This window comes from Streptomyces sp. NPDC111606, assembly GCF_055656945.1.
This window is the reverse complement of the sequence record NZ_JBVKBY010000004.1, coordinates 616,706-635,695: the sequence shown is the minus strand read 5'-3', so window position 1 is coordinate 635,695 and position 18,990 is coordinate 616,706. Positions and strand designations below refer to the sequence as shown.

At 72.2% G+C, this 18,990-nt stretch carries 1 protein-coding gene; it reads left to right on the top strand.

Translation table 11 applies throughout. The features are described 5' to 3' along the window. Positions 1–29 precede the first annotated feature (29 nt). Entirely contained in the window at positions 30–18,866 is an 18,837-nt protein-coding gene (locus ACZ7M7_RS18065) for a WXG100-like domain-containing protein (protein ID WP_472117741.1), read from the top strand. Positions 18,867–18,990 lie beyond the last annotated feature (124 nt).

Here is an 18,990-nt window from a genome sequence, read left to right as displayed (position 1 = left end):
TGCCCGTACGGTGTTCAGGACGGCCCCCGATGAGCATCCAGGCATCGCCCGAGGTCAACGCGATGATCTTCATCCTCACCGGGGAGAAGCTCATCGACGCCGACGAGGACCTCGCCTACGACAGCCGACAGCCCTACTCGGGACTGGGCCGCAAGCTGGACCGGATGTCCGCACTGATCGACAAGTCGGTCCACGACATCGCCGAGGTCATGCCGGACGACCTGGCCAAGTCGTACGCCAAGGCGATGGGCATGCTCATCGACGACGGCGGCAAGAACTACCTGCGCGACTTCGCCGAGCAGCTCGACAAGATCGCCGAGGGCCGGCGCAAGACCTCCATGGACATCATGGAGTCCAAGTGGCAGGTCATCGCCGAGGTCATCCGGCTGCTCATCGAGATCGCCATCTATCTGGCGATGTCCTTCTTCACCGGCGGCGCCTCGGCCAGCCAGATCATGATGGCCAAGCTGCGCAGCCGCTTCCTGATCCTCACCACGCTCACCCACCTGCTCCAGCGGCTGCACATAGCTCCCTCGCTGACCGAGGCGTTCGCCGAGGCGTTCACGACCTTCGCGGTGCGGCTGGCGATGATGAACTTCGCCCCGGACGGCCGCCGCCCCGACGGCTTCGACTGGAACGACATCCTCAAGTCCGCCGCGTTCGGCGCCGCCGCGGGCTTCTTCACCAGCGTCTTCGACAGCTTCGCGAAGAACATCGTCAAGAGCTACGACAACAACTTCCTCAAGAACGGGCCGGACCTCGACTTCAAGCCGACGCCCAACCCCAACCTGCGCAACACCTCCGACATCGACTTCAAGAACAACAGTCCCAACCCCAAGCCGAACTCCGACCCCGGCCCCAACCCGAACAACGGTCCCGACCCGAGCCCCAACCCGAACGGGAACGGCCCCAACCTCACCAACAACCCGCCGGTGACGTTCCGCAACGACCCGCTCTCCTTCCGGAACAACCCCGACCTGTGGCGCAACAACCAGCTCCTGCGCAACAACGCCGACCGGCCGGGCGCGCTCGCCGGGCACTACGGAATCAAGGGCACGGCCGACTTCCTCGCCGCCGGCGCCGGTGAGTCGGTCGCGGAGATCCTGATCAAGGGCGCCTTCGAGGGGGACTGGTCCACCAGTTGGTCCACCTTCGTCGGCGCGGGCGTCAGCAGCCAGGTCGAGGCCACGCTCACCGACACCGCCCAGAACAGCGGCGCAGAACTGCGCCACGTCATCGACAAGATGCGCAACCAGCCGCCGACCGTCTCCGGTGACACCGCGGACAGCGGCGACTCCGACACGCGGGACTCCTCCGGCTCCTCCCGCTCCCAGAACGGTGACGGCCCCGACCGCACCGACGGCCCCTCGACCCTGAACACTCCGGGCGGCGTCGGCTCCTCGTCCACCTCACCGCAGCCCGCCACCCAACAGAACACCGGGCAGGGCGACTTCACCGGCAGCCAGTCGCCTCCGCCCTACTCAGCGGAAGACCTGCCGCCGTACACGACCCTGGACCCACCCCCGTACTCCCCGGGCACGCTGCCCGTGACCGCCGCCGAGAACGCGCTGTGGCAACAGGTACACAACGGGCCCGCCGAGGTCCGCGAGCAGGCGCTGCGCGACATCGCCGCCCTGCGTGGCGCCGAGCCGCCCGGCAGCACGGAGATCGGCGTCCGCGACAGCGTGCACAGCAACCTGTCGCAGCTGCCCGAGGTCCGGGTGGTGCCCGCCGGGAACGGCCCCGCCGCCCAGGTCGACGCCGACCAGGTCCGCCGTGCCCTCGACGGCTTCGGCACGCCGGTCACGGTGGACGACCCGCTCACCACCACGGGGGCCCCGGAGAGCAACGTCCAGAACTCTCCGGAGGTGACACCCGAGCAGGACGACCGTACGGCTCCCGCGCCGGACCAGGCCGAGGGTGTGCCCGTCGCCTCCAACGGCTCCACCACCTCCGCCACGCCAGGAACGGGCACCGGCGCCAGGCCGGGCGGCGTACCCGCCACCGGAGGCAGCCCGGCTCCCTCCGCCCCGCCGCCCTCGGCCACTCGCACCCCGGACGGCACGGCCCAGGTGGACGGCGCGCAGACTACGACGGACGACGCTGCGCAGACTTCGCAGTCGCCGGAGACGACGTTCTCGCCGGAGACCGGGGCTTCCCCGGAGCCGACGTTCTCGCCGGAGAGCTCGCCATCTTCGGAGACAACGACCTCGCCTGAGACCACCAGCTCTCCGGAGACCACGTCACCGCCCGAGACCACCTCTTCCCCCGAGGCCGCCGCCACTCCGGAGTCCACCCACACTCCGAGGACCGTCGACTCGCCCGACACCGCAGCGCGTTCGGACTCCACCGAGAGCCAGGGCATCTCCACCACCGCCCCGGACCTCACCACCGCTCCGCCGAAGGTGAGCACCACCGGCTCGTACGCCGACACCGCCGGGGAGACCGGCGACGCACGCGACATCAACGGCGTCACAACGGCACCGCCGCTGACCATCGTGGTCTCTGAGGCGCCGCCGCCGGCGGAGGGATCGCCGGAGGCCGCCGCGTTGCTGGACGGGGCCGCGACGGACCGGGCCGTGGTGCTCGGGCCGGCGGTCACGCCCGACGGGGCGGGGCGCCCCGTCCGCGCCGCCGTCGAGCTGACCCGCGAGGGGCCGGGCGCCCCGGTCCGCGTCCGCCCGCTCACCGGCGCTCCGCCCACCATGACGCCGGACGGCACCACGGAGACCGTCTTCCCGGGGGCGGACGTACTGCTGCCTCTCGCCGATGCCCTCGGCACCGAATCCCCGTCCCGCCCCGCCACGCTGAGCACCACGACGACCGACGCCGACCCGGTGATCACCACCTCGGCCCCGCCCCCGAAGGTGCTCACGGAGACCACAACCCCCGTGCACGACCATGGAGTCGACTCCGATTCCAAGGTCATCACGGCCGTCACCACCACCACCGAGCCTCCCGCGGCCAAGCTCGCCACCCTGTCCCGCCCCTGGACCGAGCCGGCCACCGACCTGCACCTCGAGTCGGGTCATGGCAACGGAACTGGCGGGCCAGCCACCGGCCCGGGCACACCCCCGCCGCCAGGGCGGATCGTCGTGCGGCGCACCGATGACGGCGACACCGCCCAGGCCGGCGACGGCCCCACCCCGCCGGTCCGCGAGCCGTTCGTCACCACCCTGGACGGCCACACGGTGCCCGTCGAACAGCTCCGACGCTGGGTGCCGGACACGGCAGTGAAGCCCCAACCGGGGCGAGCCGTGCAGACGTTGACCATCTCGCAGAGCCCCGCCGAGGACGGAACGTCGCACGGTGCGGCGCGCCAGGCCCTGCTCGGCCAGGACACGTTCCGTCGTGTGCGCACCACCTCCGGTCCCGTCACCCCGGGGCCCCACTCCGTCCAGCCCCCGCCCCGTACGGTGTTCACCGGCCCGCCGACCGCCCTTCCCGGCTCGGGGACCGAGCAGGGCGCCGACTACTTCGCGGGGCACGGCACCCCCCGTACCGTCACCCTCGGCACCGACGACGCGGCGCGCCCCACCGTGAAGGTCAGCGGTGTGCAGCTCGGCGAGGTGCTCAAGTCCTGGGCGCAGGACGGCGATCGGGACCGGCCGCTGGTGCTGTTCTCCTGCGAGACCGGACGGCAGCCGGAGGTGGCGGGCCTGCCGGTGGCCCAGCACGTGGCGAACCGCACCGGGCGGCCGGTGTATGCGCCGACCACCGAAGTGGGCACGGCCCGGGACCGGGACGGCGACGTCCGCCCGGTACTCACCGAGGGGCCGGACGGGCCCGGCCGGTGGCGGCTGTTCACCCCGGAACCCAGCGGCGCCGACCTGGACGGGCTCGCGCGCGACGCCGGCCTGCACACGGGTCCGGAACCGGCCGACGCCTTCGCCCGGGCCCGCACTCTCCAGCAGATCCGTACGTTGCGCGACGCCCTCGGCACGGACGCCGAACAGCGGCCGGAGAACAGGGAGTTGCTCGCCGGTCTCACCTATGCGGATGGCCTGCGCTGGCTGAGCCCGGACACCGCAGCCCGCTACGGAGACGGCCGCATGACCCCGGATCTGCTGCGCCGTATGGTCACCGATCGGGTCGGCGCCACGGGAGGTGCCACCGTCGATCCGGCGGCCGGCCCCACCGTCGAGCAGTACACCCAATTCCTGCGCGCCGCGGCCGAGTTGCGCTCCACCGCCGGACCCGACACCACCCTCGACGCGCTGCTGCCTCCTCCGCCGCCCGCGCTCCCGCCGACCACCCTGGTCTCGCCGGAGGACGTGCGCGGTCTCGCCTACGCGCCCTCCGCGCAGATCACCTGGTCGCTCTCCGACACCCCGCTGCCGCTGTCCGAGCTGGCCCTCAGCCCCGAGGACACCGCCGAACTCGCCCGCCGCAGAACCGACCTGGCGCCCACGCCGAGCCGCCCGGAGAGCCTCGCCGAAGACCTGACCCTGTACAGCAAGGGCGCCACCACGACCGGCCCGGCGGACATCGTGCACGCGGACGGCACGCAGTTCAGGCGGCTGGACACGCCGGGTGACGGGAACTGTCTCTTCCGGGCGCTGCTCGACAGCGCGCGCAGCCAGGACGTGCCGCCCGCGTGGGCGGCACGCAATGTCGCCGGGCTGCGCGGCATGCTGCGCGACCGGTTCACCGGGTCCGAACTGGCCACCGCTGCGGCCGAGGCGATGCCGGACCCGGTGCTCGCCGTGGTGGACGACCTGCGGATGACCGCCGTCGCCGGGGTGCGGGACCCGGACGCGCGGCGCCGGATCACCGAGCGCTGGAACCGGATCGCGCAGTCGGTCGTCACCGACGGCGACGCCCGCCGGTGGCGGCGCATCCTCCGCGACAGCGGCTACCCGCGCCTGGCCGAGGTGGCTCCGACTCCCGCCGACGCGCGACGACTCGGCACCGAGGGACTCATCGCTTCGGCGGCCGAACGCACGGAGCTGTGGTCCTCGCCCTTCGCCGACCTGCTCCCGCAGGCGCTGGCGCACACCCTCGACCTCGACCTGCGGCTCGTCCGGAGCGACCCGCAGTCACCGGGGAACCCCCTCGTCACGACCCTCCACCCGGGCGGGCGGGGCGGCACCCTGCACCTGGCCTACAACGGCAGCAACCACTACGACGCCCTGGTCCCGGCCACCGCCCCGCTCACCCCCGTACCGGACAGCGCCGGCACCCCCGAGCCGGCCACCGAGGAGCCGGACGGCTCCGACCCGTTCGGCGAGTGGCTGCGCAGCATGGGCGGGATCACCGACCTCGACCGTCCCGACCCCGAGACCCCCGACCGGGGCGACCCGGTGCCGCTGGAGACGCAGCTCGAACGGCACCGTCCGGCCCGGCTGTTGACCGGCCCGGACGCCCGGCCGCCGGGCCCGGCCCCGCGCACCGTCACCTTCGAGGACGGCAGCCGGCTGCCCGCCGTACTGATCAGCCCGGAGGCCGATCCGCACGCCGGAAGCCCGGACGGCCGCACGGACGGGGCGCCGCGGAGTGTCCAGACCGGGCTCTTCACCGGCCCCGGTGTCCTCACCCTGCGCTCGCCCGAGCAGGCGGCCCGGGAGATCCTCGGGCAGCTGCCGAAGAAGCTGCGCGACCAGTTCGACGAGGCGGAGCTGCTGCGCCTGCTGACCGAGCAGCCCGGCGCCTTCACCGCCCCGCGCGGCGCACGCTTCGTGGGCCGGGAGAAGTCCGGCGTCGGCCACGAGATGACCGTCGAGGCCATCCCGTACCACCGCTGGGAACGCTTCTCCGACGTGAACGGCGGCACCGTACGGCTGGACACCATGCGGCGCGGCCAGGCCGGTACGGGCGGCGGGCGCAGCGTCGGCTACGGGCGCCGGATCGCCGCCGCACTGAGCATGGGCCCGCCGCTCAACTGGCTGCTGAAGATCGGCGTCTCACTGGGCTGGACCCGCAGGACGGACTACACGCAGGGCACCCAGGCCTACCACCAGACCGAGCACCGCGCCCACGAGGGCTCGCACCTGCACCTGGACGACGTCCACTACCGGGTGCGCGTGGACCGGGTCACCGAGGCGGCACCGAACACGCCCGGTCCGGACGGTTCACCATCCACGAGCCCCAGTTGGCGGCGCAGCACGGTGCACACCGCTCAGTTCGCCGTGCGGGACGGGCTCAGCTGGCGGCTGCCGGACGACTTCACCGTGCCTTTCGCGGGGCCCCGGCGGGCGCCGGAGACGCTCACCTTCCCGGACGGGGTCGAGCCGCGGATCACCGACACCACCGGCCTGCATCTGACGGACCCGCCGGAGGACCTGGCGCTCGCCATCTCCGGGGCGAGACCCGGCAGTTCGGCGCACCGCACGCTGGTCTCGTACGTCCGACCGGGGCGGCTGCTCGCGCTGTTCGGGCGGTTCTCCGGGCCGGTCAGCGGACCCGAGCTGACCCGGGGGAGCGGGCAGCACCCACTCGGGCACCTGATCGTCGAGCGGTCGATCCCGCACCGGGCGACCCTGGTCACCGAGTCGGTCAAGGCGGAGCTGCGCGACCTCACCCAGACCACGTACCAGAACGAGCGCGGCCACGCCCGTGACACCCGCTTCGGCGTCCAGGTCACCGCCGGCCCCAACTACACCCTCGTCGGCCCGGAGACCGACGTGCGTCTCCAGGGCGGCCCGCTGGTCCGCGCGGACCTCAGCACCGGGCGCGGCCACTACCTGGGCACGGACGCCGCCCGCAAGACCACCGGCCGCGTCCGCAACCACCCGGTCGCGCTGTACCGGGTGGAGCGCACCCTGATGGTGCGCAAGGCCGGCGAGCCGGCGTCCGCGGCCCGCCCGGTCCGGGTGGTCAGCCTGGACTGGATCTCCACCCAGGACGCGCGCCGACTCGCGGGCTGGGACAGCCGTACGCCCGGGCAGACGGGCCCGAACCCCGACGCCGTGCCTCCGGTGCCGTGGTACCTCACCCGGGAGGACCCGGTTCACCTGAGCGGCCAGGTCCGCGCCGAGGGCTTCCGCCCCGACCGCCCGCAGATCGCCGTACCGAACCAGCAGCAGAACCAGCAGCCGGACCAGCAACAGACCCAACAGCAGAACCAGAACGCGCAACCCGCCCCCCAAGACCCCATGCGGGCCTTCGCGGACACCGTCCTGGACACCCTGCACCGCTCGTACCCGTCGCTGTTCGTCCCGCCGCTGATGCTGCGGCACCCGCGGCTGGCGAAGTTCTGGTACGGCGACGGGCGGATGCGGACCGCGCTGCACAACGACCGGCAGGTCCGCGAGGCGCTCAACCGGCCCACCCTCGCGCAGAGTCTGGACGACCTGACCACCACCGGTGTGCCGGTCACGCTCACCGAGGACGGCAAGGTGCGCCGCGGCCACCACACCCTGATCCTGCGGGCCCGGCTCAGCGACCGGCGGTTCGAGACCACCATGAGCGAACGGTCGCTGCGCAACGCTGTGATCGGCACCGAGATCTCGGGCCAGGGGCAGCAGGCGTCCACCACTCTCTCCGGCGGTGTGGAGCTGGGCATCTCGCCGCGTGACCACGACAAGGCGCCCGAGGCGGGGGTGCCGCGCCAGACCGGCAACGTGGCCGTCGGCGTCCGCTACGCCAAGACCGACCAGAAGGCCACCCGGAACACCGTCGCGGTCACCCACGACCACCTGACGTTCCAGAACGGCGCCGACCTCTACAGCTACCAGGTGGAACTGGGCGCCTCGTTCGAGGGCCACCGCCGCCCGCGCGGCTGGGCCCGGCTCGCCTCGGTCGGCCTGCTCGGCGCCGGCGTGTTCGTCAGCAAGGTCGAGGAGCGCCCGCTGTTCAACCGGGGCAGCGAGACCGTGGGCCGGGTGGAGCTGGCCGTACCCGTGGCGCACGGCTCCGAACGGCACGCCCCCGCCGACCCGCCGCCCGGCGGACCGGTCACGGCACCTGCGCCCACCCCCGCACCCCAGCGGCTCTCCGCCCTCGAGGCCGACCAACTCCTGGACGGCACCCGCCCGCTGCCGAGGACGGAATCGGCCGAACGACAGCTCACCCGGAGACTGCTCAGCGCCCCGCACGTGGTGCTCAGCGCCGAGGGCGGCCCGCAGCGCCAGCAGCTCATGCAGGACACCGCAGACCGCGCCTCGGGCACCTCCTGGCACGTCAGCGCGCCCGGCGCCCCGGTGCGCACCGCGCTGCGCCGGGCGATGGCGAACCTCAACGTGGCCGGCCAACTCGGCCAGTACCTGGGCCCGTTCGGCTCCCGCATCACCGGGCTGAACGGCGCCGGACCGTTCCAGACCCACCACGTGAAGGCCGCGGTCCGCGGCGAACTGCACAACCTGCGCGTCAAGAGCGACCCGAAGCCCGCCAGCCTCGAGGCCACCATCGGCAACGAGCACCGCGTCGCCGGCAGCGCCGGCACCACCTCGCGCACCACCCTCGGCGTGCAGGGCGCCGACATGCCGCTTCAGCAGGCCCCGGGCCAACCGGCGGTGGTCGGCTCCTACTCGACCGCCCTCCAGTACGCCTGGGGCAAGGGCCGCAGCGTCTCGCAGACCCTCACCCGGGGACGCAACACCACCCTCACCTTCGCCGGGCGCATGTACCTGGTGGTCGCCGACGCCGCCGAGACCGTCGCCGTACGGGACCGGTGGACGGCCGCGATGGGCGCGTTCGGCACCCGCGCCGGGGACCGGATCAGCTCCGCCGCCGGCCGGCTCTCCGAGCGCGTCGGGCGCGGCCTGGCCCCACGCCGGGCCGCCGCCGCGCTCCAGCGCATCCGCGACGCGGTGATGTTCCACCTGCCGATGCAGGACGCCATCGAGGCCGGACTCGCCCCCGACGGCCTGGGCACCAGCACCCCGCACAATCTCGCCGGCGGCTACCGGCTGCCCGGCTTCCTGCGCGGCCGCCGCTTCCCCACCCACCCCAGCGGCCAACTCGACGCGAGCCACGCGGCGCAGCAGCTGATGGGGCGGCTGGAGAAGATCGGAGTGCCCTCGCACGACCGCGAGCAGGTCCTCCAGCGGCTCTCCCCGGACTTCCTGCGCGCCAACCTGCACGAGCTGACGACCGACGGGATGACCCTCCCCGTCCGCCACCGAGCCTGGTCCAGCCCGCTCCGGCTGCCGGTCGGCGGCAGCCCCGGACAGGTCCGGTTCAAGCTGACACCGGTCACCACCACCGTGGAGCGGCTGCGCACCGGCTTCGAGTTGGAGGACTACCGCACCACCGCCCGCGACGACGCCGACAGCTCCTCCCAGGACCGCGGCGCCGACGTGACGCTCGGCGTCGGCCAGCGCGCGGTGGACAGCGGCGTCCTCCTCGCCAACCCCTCGCTCCAGGGCACCGCGGCCAAACAGCGGTCGAGCGCTCGCACCGAGACGGCCGGCAGCACCTCGATGCCGAACATCGCCACCACCCAGGCGCACGCCGAGATCGTCACCAGCTACACCCTGACGGTCACCATGACGGACGCGACCGGCGAACCGCTCTCCCCTCGCGCCGTCGCCCCGGTCGGCAGCCTCAACGAGATCCTCCCCGCAAGCCTGCTCACCCCGGACGGCGACGGCGCCGACGGCGCACTCACCGAGCAGAACGTGCCGGACCCTGAGCGCGCGGTACGGATGCTGACGGCCGATCAGGCCCGCCCGGACGGCATCGCGGCCTGGCGCAGCGGCGACGCCGACGACTCGGATGTCCTGCCCTTCGACGACCGGATCGGCTCCGGCATCCTCGCCGTGGACATCCGCGGCGCGGCCAACGTGCAGGACGCCCTCACCCTGGCCACCGCCCGCGCCGACGGCCTTGGCGACAGCGACCTCGGCAAACGGCACACCGGCAGGACCCTCAGCGAACGCGTCCGCATGGCCCGCCTCACCCCCCTCACCGGCCTCGGCACCGCCCCCGCCCAGGCACAGCAGGAAGCCACCACACAGGTCGGCCTGACCGCCGGCTTCCGCGAGGCGCTCGGCGCGAACGGCTCGTCGCTGCCCACCCAGGCCTCAGCCCGCCTCTTCGGCCAGTCCCACACCGCCGACTCCCGCCTCTACGCGAAGATGCACCGCCGCGGCGCCCGGCTGCTCACCGTGGAGAACAAGCCGCGCATGGAGGCCATGCAGCGCGCGAAGACCTCCGACGCGCTGGAAGCCGGCATCACCGACAACGTGGAGGGCGTGGTCGGCACATCGCCGCTGGCCGGCAACAGCAACGCGGGCGTCACCAACCCGGGCGCCGCGATCCCGATCGGCGGCGCGAACGACGGCACCGTCCTCAAAGGCACCGCGGACACCACCCTCGGCACCCACCTCAAGGTCGTCACCGACCGCACCATGCTCTTCGCGCTGCCGGTGAGCTGGCTGTCGGTGGCCGAGGTGGACCACCGCGTCACCGACAGCCGCCCACTGCACGCCCTCGGCAAGGCCAAGCGCGGACCTCGGGCCGCCGAGGCGGAGACCACCGCCCTGGTCTGGCTGCGCGAGGACATCGCCCGCGACTACGGCCTCCTGGACGACACCACGTTCCCCGACGAGGTCAGCAGCGCCTGGGACGACCTGGCCGGCGCGGCGGGCGACCTCGCCGCGGCCGAGAAGAGCTACTACGACGCCCGCGCGCGGGCCCGCGAGACGTGGCTCGACCTGAGCGCGGAGGAACAGGCCGTGCTCGGCGACGACGACCCCGACCGGCCCACCGTCCTGCCGCAGGCCATGGCCCAGTCCCCGGCCGTCGCCGCCTGGCAGGCCGCCCGCGAGGAGGTACGCCGCTGGGAACAGCGCACCGACGCCGCCGCCGCGGACCACCACCGGCTGCACCTCGCGGCCTCCCGCCTCACCGCCCACCACCAGGGTTCGGCCTCGGTCCCGGTACCGGACCGGCAGCAGGAGTACACCGCGCCGGACTGGCGCTCCGAGGCGCCCGAGCCGTACACGATCACCGACGGCACCGACTCCAGCCCGCGCACCCTCACCTCGCCGGACGGCACCACCGTGCGCGAGCTGCACGACATGCCGCACGACGGCGCCTCCTTCTTCCACGCACTGCTCGCCGCCGCCCATGACCGCGGCCGGCTGCCCCATCTCCTCGGCACCGACCTCGCGGGCCGGTTCGCCGCCGCTCCCGGCGATCCGGCGGTCACCGAGCGGGCCGTCCGAGCCGCCCGCAACCGACTCGCCTGGGCCTTGGGCGAGGACGGCAACGCGGACCTGCTCGACGCCCTAGCCATGGACGCCGCGGACACCTTCACCCAGGGCGAACTCAATTTCGCGGGCGTGCAGTTGACGCCCGCCCAGCAGGCCGAGTTCGACGCGCTCGGACGGCTCCCGCAGACCCTCTGGCCGACCCCCGCCCAGCGGGCGGCGCTGGCCACCGCGGCAATGCTCCGCCCGTTCACGAGCGAACCCCGTCAGGACGGCGCCGGGCAACCCGACGGCGAACCGGCCCCGCCCGAGCGCCGCGCCGGCGACCACGGCGGCGCCGACCTGCTGCCCGCCCTCGCCGCCCGAGTCCTGGGCACCCCGCTGACAGTGGTGACCGGTGAGGGCCGCGACCAGCTCTTCCTCCCGCACGGCACCGATCCGGCCGCCGTCGACCCGGCCACCGATCCGGTCCTCTTCGCCGCCGACGGCTTCTTCCACGCCGCCCTCCCACCCGGCACCCAGCCCCCCGTCGCCACCCCGCTGCCGGCCCCGACCGGCTCCACCACGACCGCCGGGACGACGACCGGACCCACCTCGCAGCAGCAGTCCGCGAAGCCGCCCGCGCACCGCAGCCACGCCACCCCGCCGTGGATGCCGCCCGCCGACAGCAGCGGCCCGCGCTACCGCCTCGACCGCGACGGCATCCTCACCGCACCCGACGGCGCCACCCACACCCAGGGCACCCCCACCGGCCGGGGCAACGGCTTCTTCGCCGCGCTCTCCACGGCCCTGCACCACGCGGCCGACCAGCCGGGCCTGGACAGCCACGAGGCGGCCCGACTGCGCAGCCGCGCCGGAGCGCCGCCCAACCGGCTGATGCGCCTGAACGGTCTCCCCGGCGCACCGGCCGAGCGCGACTCGCTCTTCACGCCCCCGCCGCTCCGCCGACTGCCCGGGGCACCCGCACTGAGCCAGGACGCCCGCGACGGCCACCTGCGCCGCCACCTCGCCGACGCTCCCTGGGGTCCTGAGGCCGACCGCGCCGTGGCCGAGTGGGCCGCCGCCGCGACCGGCGCCACCGTCACCCTCATCGAGGAGAACGGCACCGCCCACACCTACGCCGGACCGTCCGGCGAAGCGGGCCCCCACCTGAGACTCCGCCGCCGCGGCGGCGACTTCGTCCCCCTGATCCTGCGCACCCCGGCACCTGAGCCGCGGCAGGACAGGCACGACCCGGCGAGCATCCCGCTGTCCCCGTCCCCCACGGGCAGCGATCTCCCCGGCCTCCCAGGCATCCCGAGCCTCCCGGGCCTCCCAGGCTTCCCGGCAGAGGAGGAGGCCCTCGACCTGAGCACGCTGTCCGGAAACAACCCCACCATTCACATGGGGGACGCGGGCGACACGGGGCAGACCGGCGCGGACTCGGACTCGGCCTCGGACGTCGAGATGGACCTCGACTCCGACGACGACTCCGCGCCCGAGGAAGCGGCCGTACTCACCGGCCCGGAGAGCGAGTTCGCGACCCGGTTCGCCGACCTCCTCGCCGAGCCCGAACCTCGGGCCGACGCCCTGCTGGACCTGGTGCGACAGCGCAACACAGCGCTCGGCGGCTTCCCGGATGTGGCGTTCGACAGCGCCTTCACCGAACTCACGGGCATCGGTGTACCCGAGGCCCTGGACCAGGCCGAGCAGGACGGCCGGCTCCAGAGCGAGGACTACGACGACCTGCGCGAGGCCCTCGGGCTCGGTACCGGCGGCCCGTTCACCCAGACTCGCCCCACCGGCGCCTCGGCGCGGGACCGCGAGGTGACACTGCGGATGCTGGACCGGGTGGCCCGCCTGGTGAAGGAAGCCCTCCGCAAGGAGAACCGGGAGGCGGACGCCCAGGTCACCCCGCACATCGCCGTCGCCCTGCTGCCGGACGGCTCCCTCGGCATCGCGGGCAACACCGGCGCGAAGGCGCTGACCAGCGACGAGGCCGCCTTGGTGGAGCAGGAACTGCGCTGGTTCGTCACCGGCCAGGAGACGGCAGGCACACCGCGGCAGCGGAAGCTGGAGCAGTGGAACCGGGACGAGGAACAGCACCGGCAGAGCAGGGCGCGGCTGGACCGGCGACAGCAGGAACTCGACCAGCGGGGCCAGGAGTTGGCGGAGCTCGGGACGCGGCTGGACGAACAGTACGAGTCGGGCGCCTGGAACGACGAGCTGCAGCAGCAATGGGACAACCTCCCGAACGAGGAGGAGGCTCTCCGGCAGGACCGCCGGAGTCTGACGGCGGACCAGCAGCAGTGGCGGCGCGACGAACGGTGGCTGGCCCGCAGGCGGCCTGCGATGGCGAGGGAGATGCGGGACCGTACGAAGCTCCGGGCCCTGGCCACCGGCTGGTACCGGCTCTACCACCCCGGGTCACCCGAACTCGACCTCGTCAAGCGGGCGTTGGCCAACCCCACCGTCCTCAACGTCAGCGGCCGGGACGCGACCCCGGCCTTCGGGTCGTACGGCTCCGAGCACGGCGAGCTGACCCTGCTCGGGCACTGGGTCGAGCACTGGCGGAACAACCCCGGCGACCCGAACAACCCGCGGACGCTCGACCTGGGTGGGTTCAAGATGGCTTGCGCCTCCTGCGACCTCGCCTACCAGGCGGTCAACGAGCACATCGGGCGTCCTCTCGGCCACCGGGTGCGGGCGTCCGGGACCCACGGCACGTTCTTCCCCGGCTGGCGCATGCCGCAGTGGATGCAGCAGCGGACGGAGCTGTGGGACCACATCCGGGACAACGCGGGCGCCATCGGCGGGACTCTCGACGACAATGGCGTACTCAACGGCGACCGGACCAGTACCGGGAACCACCCACAGAACCCCGACGTGTCCTCCTCCGAGTACGAATCCGGCGGCGAGGCAACGGACTCGGATGCCGCGATGGACACGGATGCCGCGCCGGACAACGCGGCGCCGAGCCCGCACGCGGTGGGCCCGCGGCTGCCCCGGAACCCTTCCGCCGAGCCCCCCGGGGCGACCATCCCCACCCCACGAGGCCCCCGGGACAGCCGCCCCCGTTTCGTGGTGCGTTCGGGCTTCGACGCCCGGCGGTTCTCGTACCAGGGGGAGCGGGTCACCGACCTCACGGTACGGCTGGCGATCCGGGGCCCGGAGGGCCGGACCGCCCACGTCCGCGACCAACTCGACGCAGGCGTACGTGACTTCCTCAACGACCCGGCGTACCGGCTGCCGAACGGCGACCGGCTGCACGTGACGGTGGAGTACGTCGATCCGTCCGAGAACCCGCACTTGACGGTTGACCTGGCGGGCCGGGACCGGGCGATGGATCAGAACACGTGGTGGGCGGACGCCGACCCGGTGCACCTGGTCCACGAACTGACCCATCAGCTGGGCCTGCGTGACGAGTACCGTGACGCCGATGCCCCGCATCGCCCGCACATCCCCGGCAGCCTCCTGGGCGACCTGAACGCAAGCCCCGAGGACGCCTCTCTCGCCGCTTCCCGCCTGCGTGGCCGTCACCTCGCCCTGCTCGGCGCGCTCATCGGGAACGCGACTCCGCAGCCCCAGCAGAACGCCGAGCAGACCTGGGAGGAGGCCCGTACGGCGAGCACCCCCACCCTCCGTGAGTCCGTCTGGGTCGACCCGGTCTCGCTGCCCCGACCGGCCGACGGCACGGCAACCACCGAAGTCCCGGCCCACATGCCGCAGGCTGCGACTCTCACACCGTTCAAGTCGGGCGGCTTCGAGTTCACGAACCTGAAGCACACCGAGGAGAAGTACCGGGACAAGGCCGTCCGGATCATCGAACTGCTCAGGGAGCACCCGACGATCCGGGACTACATCGGCAACCGCCCCTGCCGCATCACCCTCCACCTGCGGACGACGGAGACGCCGGCCGATGTACGCGACCTGGGCGACGAGGGCGTCCAGATCAACCTGGCCAGCTACTACTTCGAGAAGTACGGCATTGGCCACATCATGGGCATGCTGGCCCACGAGATCGGCCTCCACCCCCTCGCCTCCCGCAACAGGGACATCCCCGACGAGGAGGCGATGTTCCGGGGCATCCCCCTGCCGGTGCCGGGGCTGGCCGACCTCAAGACGCCGCGCACCATGAACACCGACAGTGCGGGCCAGGCCGACCACATCATGGCGGCCTTCCCCAGCAGCACCCGGCACCGGATCTACCGCGACATCGTCCTGAAGATGGCCGACATGCTGGCCGACGCCGCGCGGGACGGCGTGGAGGGAGCCAAGGCCAAGGACGTCACGGACCTGATCGACTGCTACCTGATGGACGTCGCCTCGATCGCCATCACCAGCGACTACCGGATGAACGCGGCGAAGGAACCCGGGAACACCGCCAAGGTCTACAACGCCTACAAGGCCCTGCTCGCCGAGCACATGGCCGAAGACAGCCCCGCCCGCCCTCTGCTGCCCACCGACAAGGGACTGTTCGGCGTCGTACGGGACTTCGCCCAGCTCGCCACCAGCCTTGCGACCAACAACCGTGGCGACAGCATTCAGCAGCCCATCGCGACGGACGAGGCCCAGCCACGGCTCCCGCAGCCCTCCGAGACGCCCGCGCAGCAAGCCTCGCCTCCCTCCCCGTCCCGGCGCGACAGCCGCCCGCGTTTCGTGGTGCGGTCGGCCTTCGACGCGCGGCGGTGCTCGTACCGGGGCGAGCAGACAACCGACCTCACCGTCCGCGTCGCGATGCGTGGGTCGGAGGGACAGGCCGCACATGTCCGCGACCAACTCGACACGGGCATACGGCAGTTCCTCAACGAACCGGCATATCGCCTGCCGAACGGCGACCGGCTACACGTGACGGTGGAGTACGTCGATCCGTCCGAGAACCCGCACTTGACGGTGGACCTGGCGGGCCGGGACCGGGCCATGGACCAGAACACCTGGTGGGCGGACGCCGACCCGGTGCACCTGGTCCACGAACTGACCCATCAGCTGGGCCTGCGTGACGAGTACCGTGACGCCGATGCCCCGCATCGCCCGCACATCCCCGGCAGCCTCCTCGGCGACCTGAACGCAAGCCCCGAGGACGCCTCTCTCGCTGCCTCCAGTCTGCGTGGCCGGCACATGGCTCTGCTGGGTGCGCTGATCGGCGACATATCTCCGGCGCCCGACGAGACCACGGACGATCAGACCTGGGAGGACGCACGTACCGCGAGCACCCCCACCCGCCGTGAGTCGGTGTGGGTGGATCCGGTCTCGCTGCCCCGTCCCGCCGATGGTTCGGCCGAGGTCCCGGCGTACATGCCGGCGGACCCGAATGCGATGGTCACGCCGTTCAAGTCGGGGAACTTCGAGTTCACGAACCTGAAGCACACGAATGAGAAGTACCGCGACAAGGCGATCCGGATCATCGAGCTGCTGCGGAAGCACGAGACGATCAAGGACTACATCGGCAACCGCCCGTGCCGCATCACCCTCCACCTGCGCACCACGGAGACCCCGGCGGATGTGACGGACCGCGGCGACGACGGTGTCGACATCAACCTGGCGAGCTACTACTTCGAGAAGTACGACATCGGCTACATCATGGGCATGCTGGCCCACGAGATCGGCCTGCATCCCCATGCCTCGCGGGATACGAGCATCCCTGACGAGGAGTCGATGTTCGAGGACGTCCCGCTCACCGTGCCGGGCCTGGCGGACCTCAAGAACCCGCGCACGATGAGTACCAAGGGCGCGGGTCAGGCGGACCACATCATGGCGGCCTTCCCCAGCAGCACCCGCCACGGGATCTACCGGGACATCGTCGCGAAGATGGCCCAGGTCCTCGTGGATGACGCGCAGGACGGTGAAGAGGGAGCCAAGGCCAAGGACGTCACGGACCTGATCGACTGCTACCTGATGGACCTGGCCACCATCGCCATCACCAACGACAAACGCAAGGACGCGGCCTGGGAGCCCCGTAACACGGCCAAGGTCTACAACGCCTACAAGGAGATGTTCGCCGCCCAGCTTGCGGAGGACAGCCCCGTCCGCCCGCTGTTGCCGCCGGACAAGGTCTGGTGGAAGGTCACGGGCAACTTCCTGGGCCTCGGTGCCAGCTTCACTTTCACCAACAAGGGCGACAGCATCCAGACCGCAGCGCCGGAACAGAGCACCAGCACGGCCGAGGCCCGGCCGCGCCTGCCGCAGATCGGCCCGGACAGCGCGCCGGCGAGCCCGTCGCCACCGTCGGCCCCGTCGCGGCACAATGCGCTGCGCGACAACCGCCCCCGTTTCGTGGTGCGTTCGGGCTTCGACGCCCGGCGGTTCTCGTACCAGGGCGAGCAGGTCACCGACGTCACCGTCCGCGTCGCGATGCGCGGTACGGACGGGCAGGTCGCACACGTACGTGATCAACTGGACGCCGGAGTACGTGAGTTCCTCAACGCCCCGGCATACGGCCTGTCCAACGGTGACCGTCTACACGTGACCGTCGAGTACGTCGACCCTGGGGACGCCCCGCACTTGACGGTGGACCTGGCGGGCCGGGACCGGGCGATGGATCAGAACACCTGGTGGGCGGACGCCGACCCGGTGCAGCTGGTCCACGAATTGACCCATCAGCTGGGCCTGCGTGACGAGTACCGTGACACCGACTCCCCGCATCGCCCGCACATCCCGGGCAGCCTCCTGGGCGACCTCAACACCCGCCCCGAGGACTCCTCCCTCGCTGCCTCCGGTCTACGCGGCCGGCACCTGGAACTGCTCGGCGCGCTCATCGGGGACGTGACCCCACCGGCTGAGCCGCACCCGGAGCAGTCCTGGGACGACGCCCGCGCGGCCACCACGCCGGTGTCGCGCGCGTCCGTGTGGGTGGACCCCGTCTCCCTGCCCCAACCGACCGACCACACCGACCCGACGATCACAGAAGTCCCGCCCCACATGCCGGCGGACCCCAACACGACGCCCACGGCCACCGAGCCGACCCTCGTCCCCTTCAAGTCGGGGAACTTCGAGTTCACCAACCTGAAGCTGACTGACGACAGATACCGCGACAAGGCCGTCCGCATCATCGAGTTGCTGCGCAAGCACGCGACCATCCGGAGCTACATCGACGATCGTCCGTGCCGTATCACCCTGCTGGTGCGCACCACGGAGACGCCGGCCAATGTGCGGGACCGGGGCGCGGACGGCGTCGACATCGAGCTCGCCAGCTACTACTTCGAGAAGTACGACATCGGCTACGTGATGGGCATGCTCTCGCATGAGATCGGTCTGCATCCGCTCGCGTCCCAGAACACGGGCATCCCCGACGAGGAGCTGATGTTCCGGGGAGTGCCGCTGGCGGTGCCCGGACTGTCCGATCTGAAGACGCCGCGCACCATGAGCACGGAGGGCGCCGGGCAGGCGGACCACATCATGGCCGCCTTCCCCAGCAGCACGAGGCACCGGATCTACCGCGAGATCGTCATGGAGATGGGCCAGGTACTGGCGCGGGACGCGGCGAACGGGGACGACAACGCGAAGGACAAGGACGTCACGGACCTGTTCGACTGCTACCTCATGGACCTCGCCTCGATCGCGGTCACCAACGACCACCGGATGAACGCGGCGACCGAGCCCGGCTACACGGCGAGGGTCTACAACGCCTACAAGGAGATGCTCCGAGCCCAGCTGGCACAGGATGCCGCGCTCCCGGCCCTCCTGCCGTCGGACAAGAGCATGTTCGGCGTGATGAACGATTTCCGGCGCATCGGCACCCACATCGCGATCAACAACCGGGGCGACAGCATCCAACAGCCCCTCGCGACCTGAGCCCTCGGGAGGGAGTGTGGGCGCTGGGTGCCGAAGGACCTCTTCGCCTGGCAGGCCAACACCGATTCCGACCGGCTGACCAGGCCGCTGGTGCGCCGGCGACCACCATGATCAAGAACTCGCC

Coding starts and splice junctions, on each gene's coding strand:
- ACZ7M7_RS18065 (WP_472117741.1), top strand. CDS start 30: ATGAGCATCCAGGCATCGCCCGAGGTCAACGCGATGATCTTCATCCTC.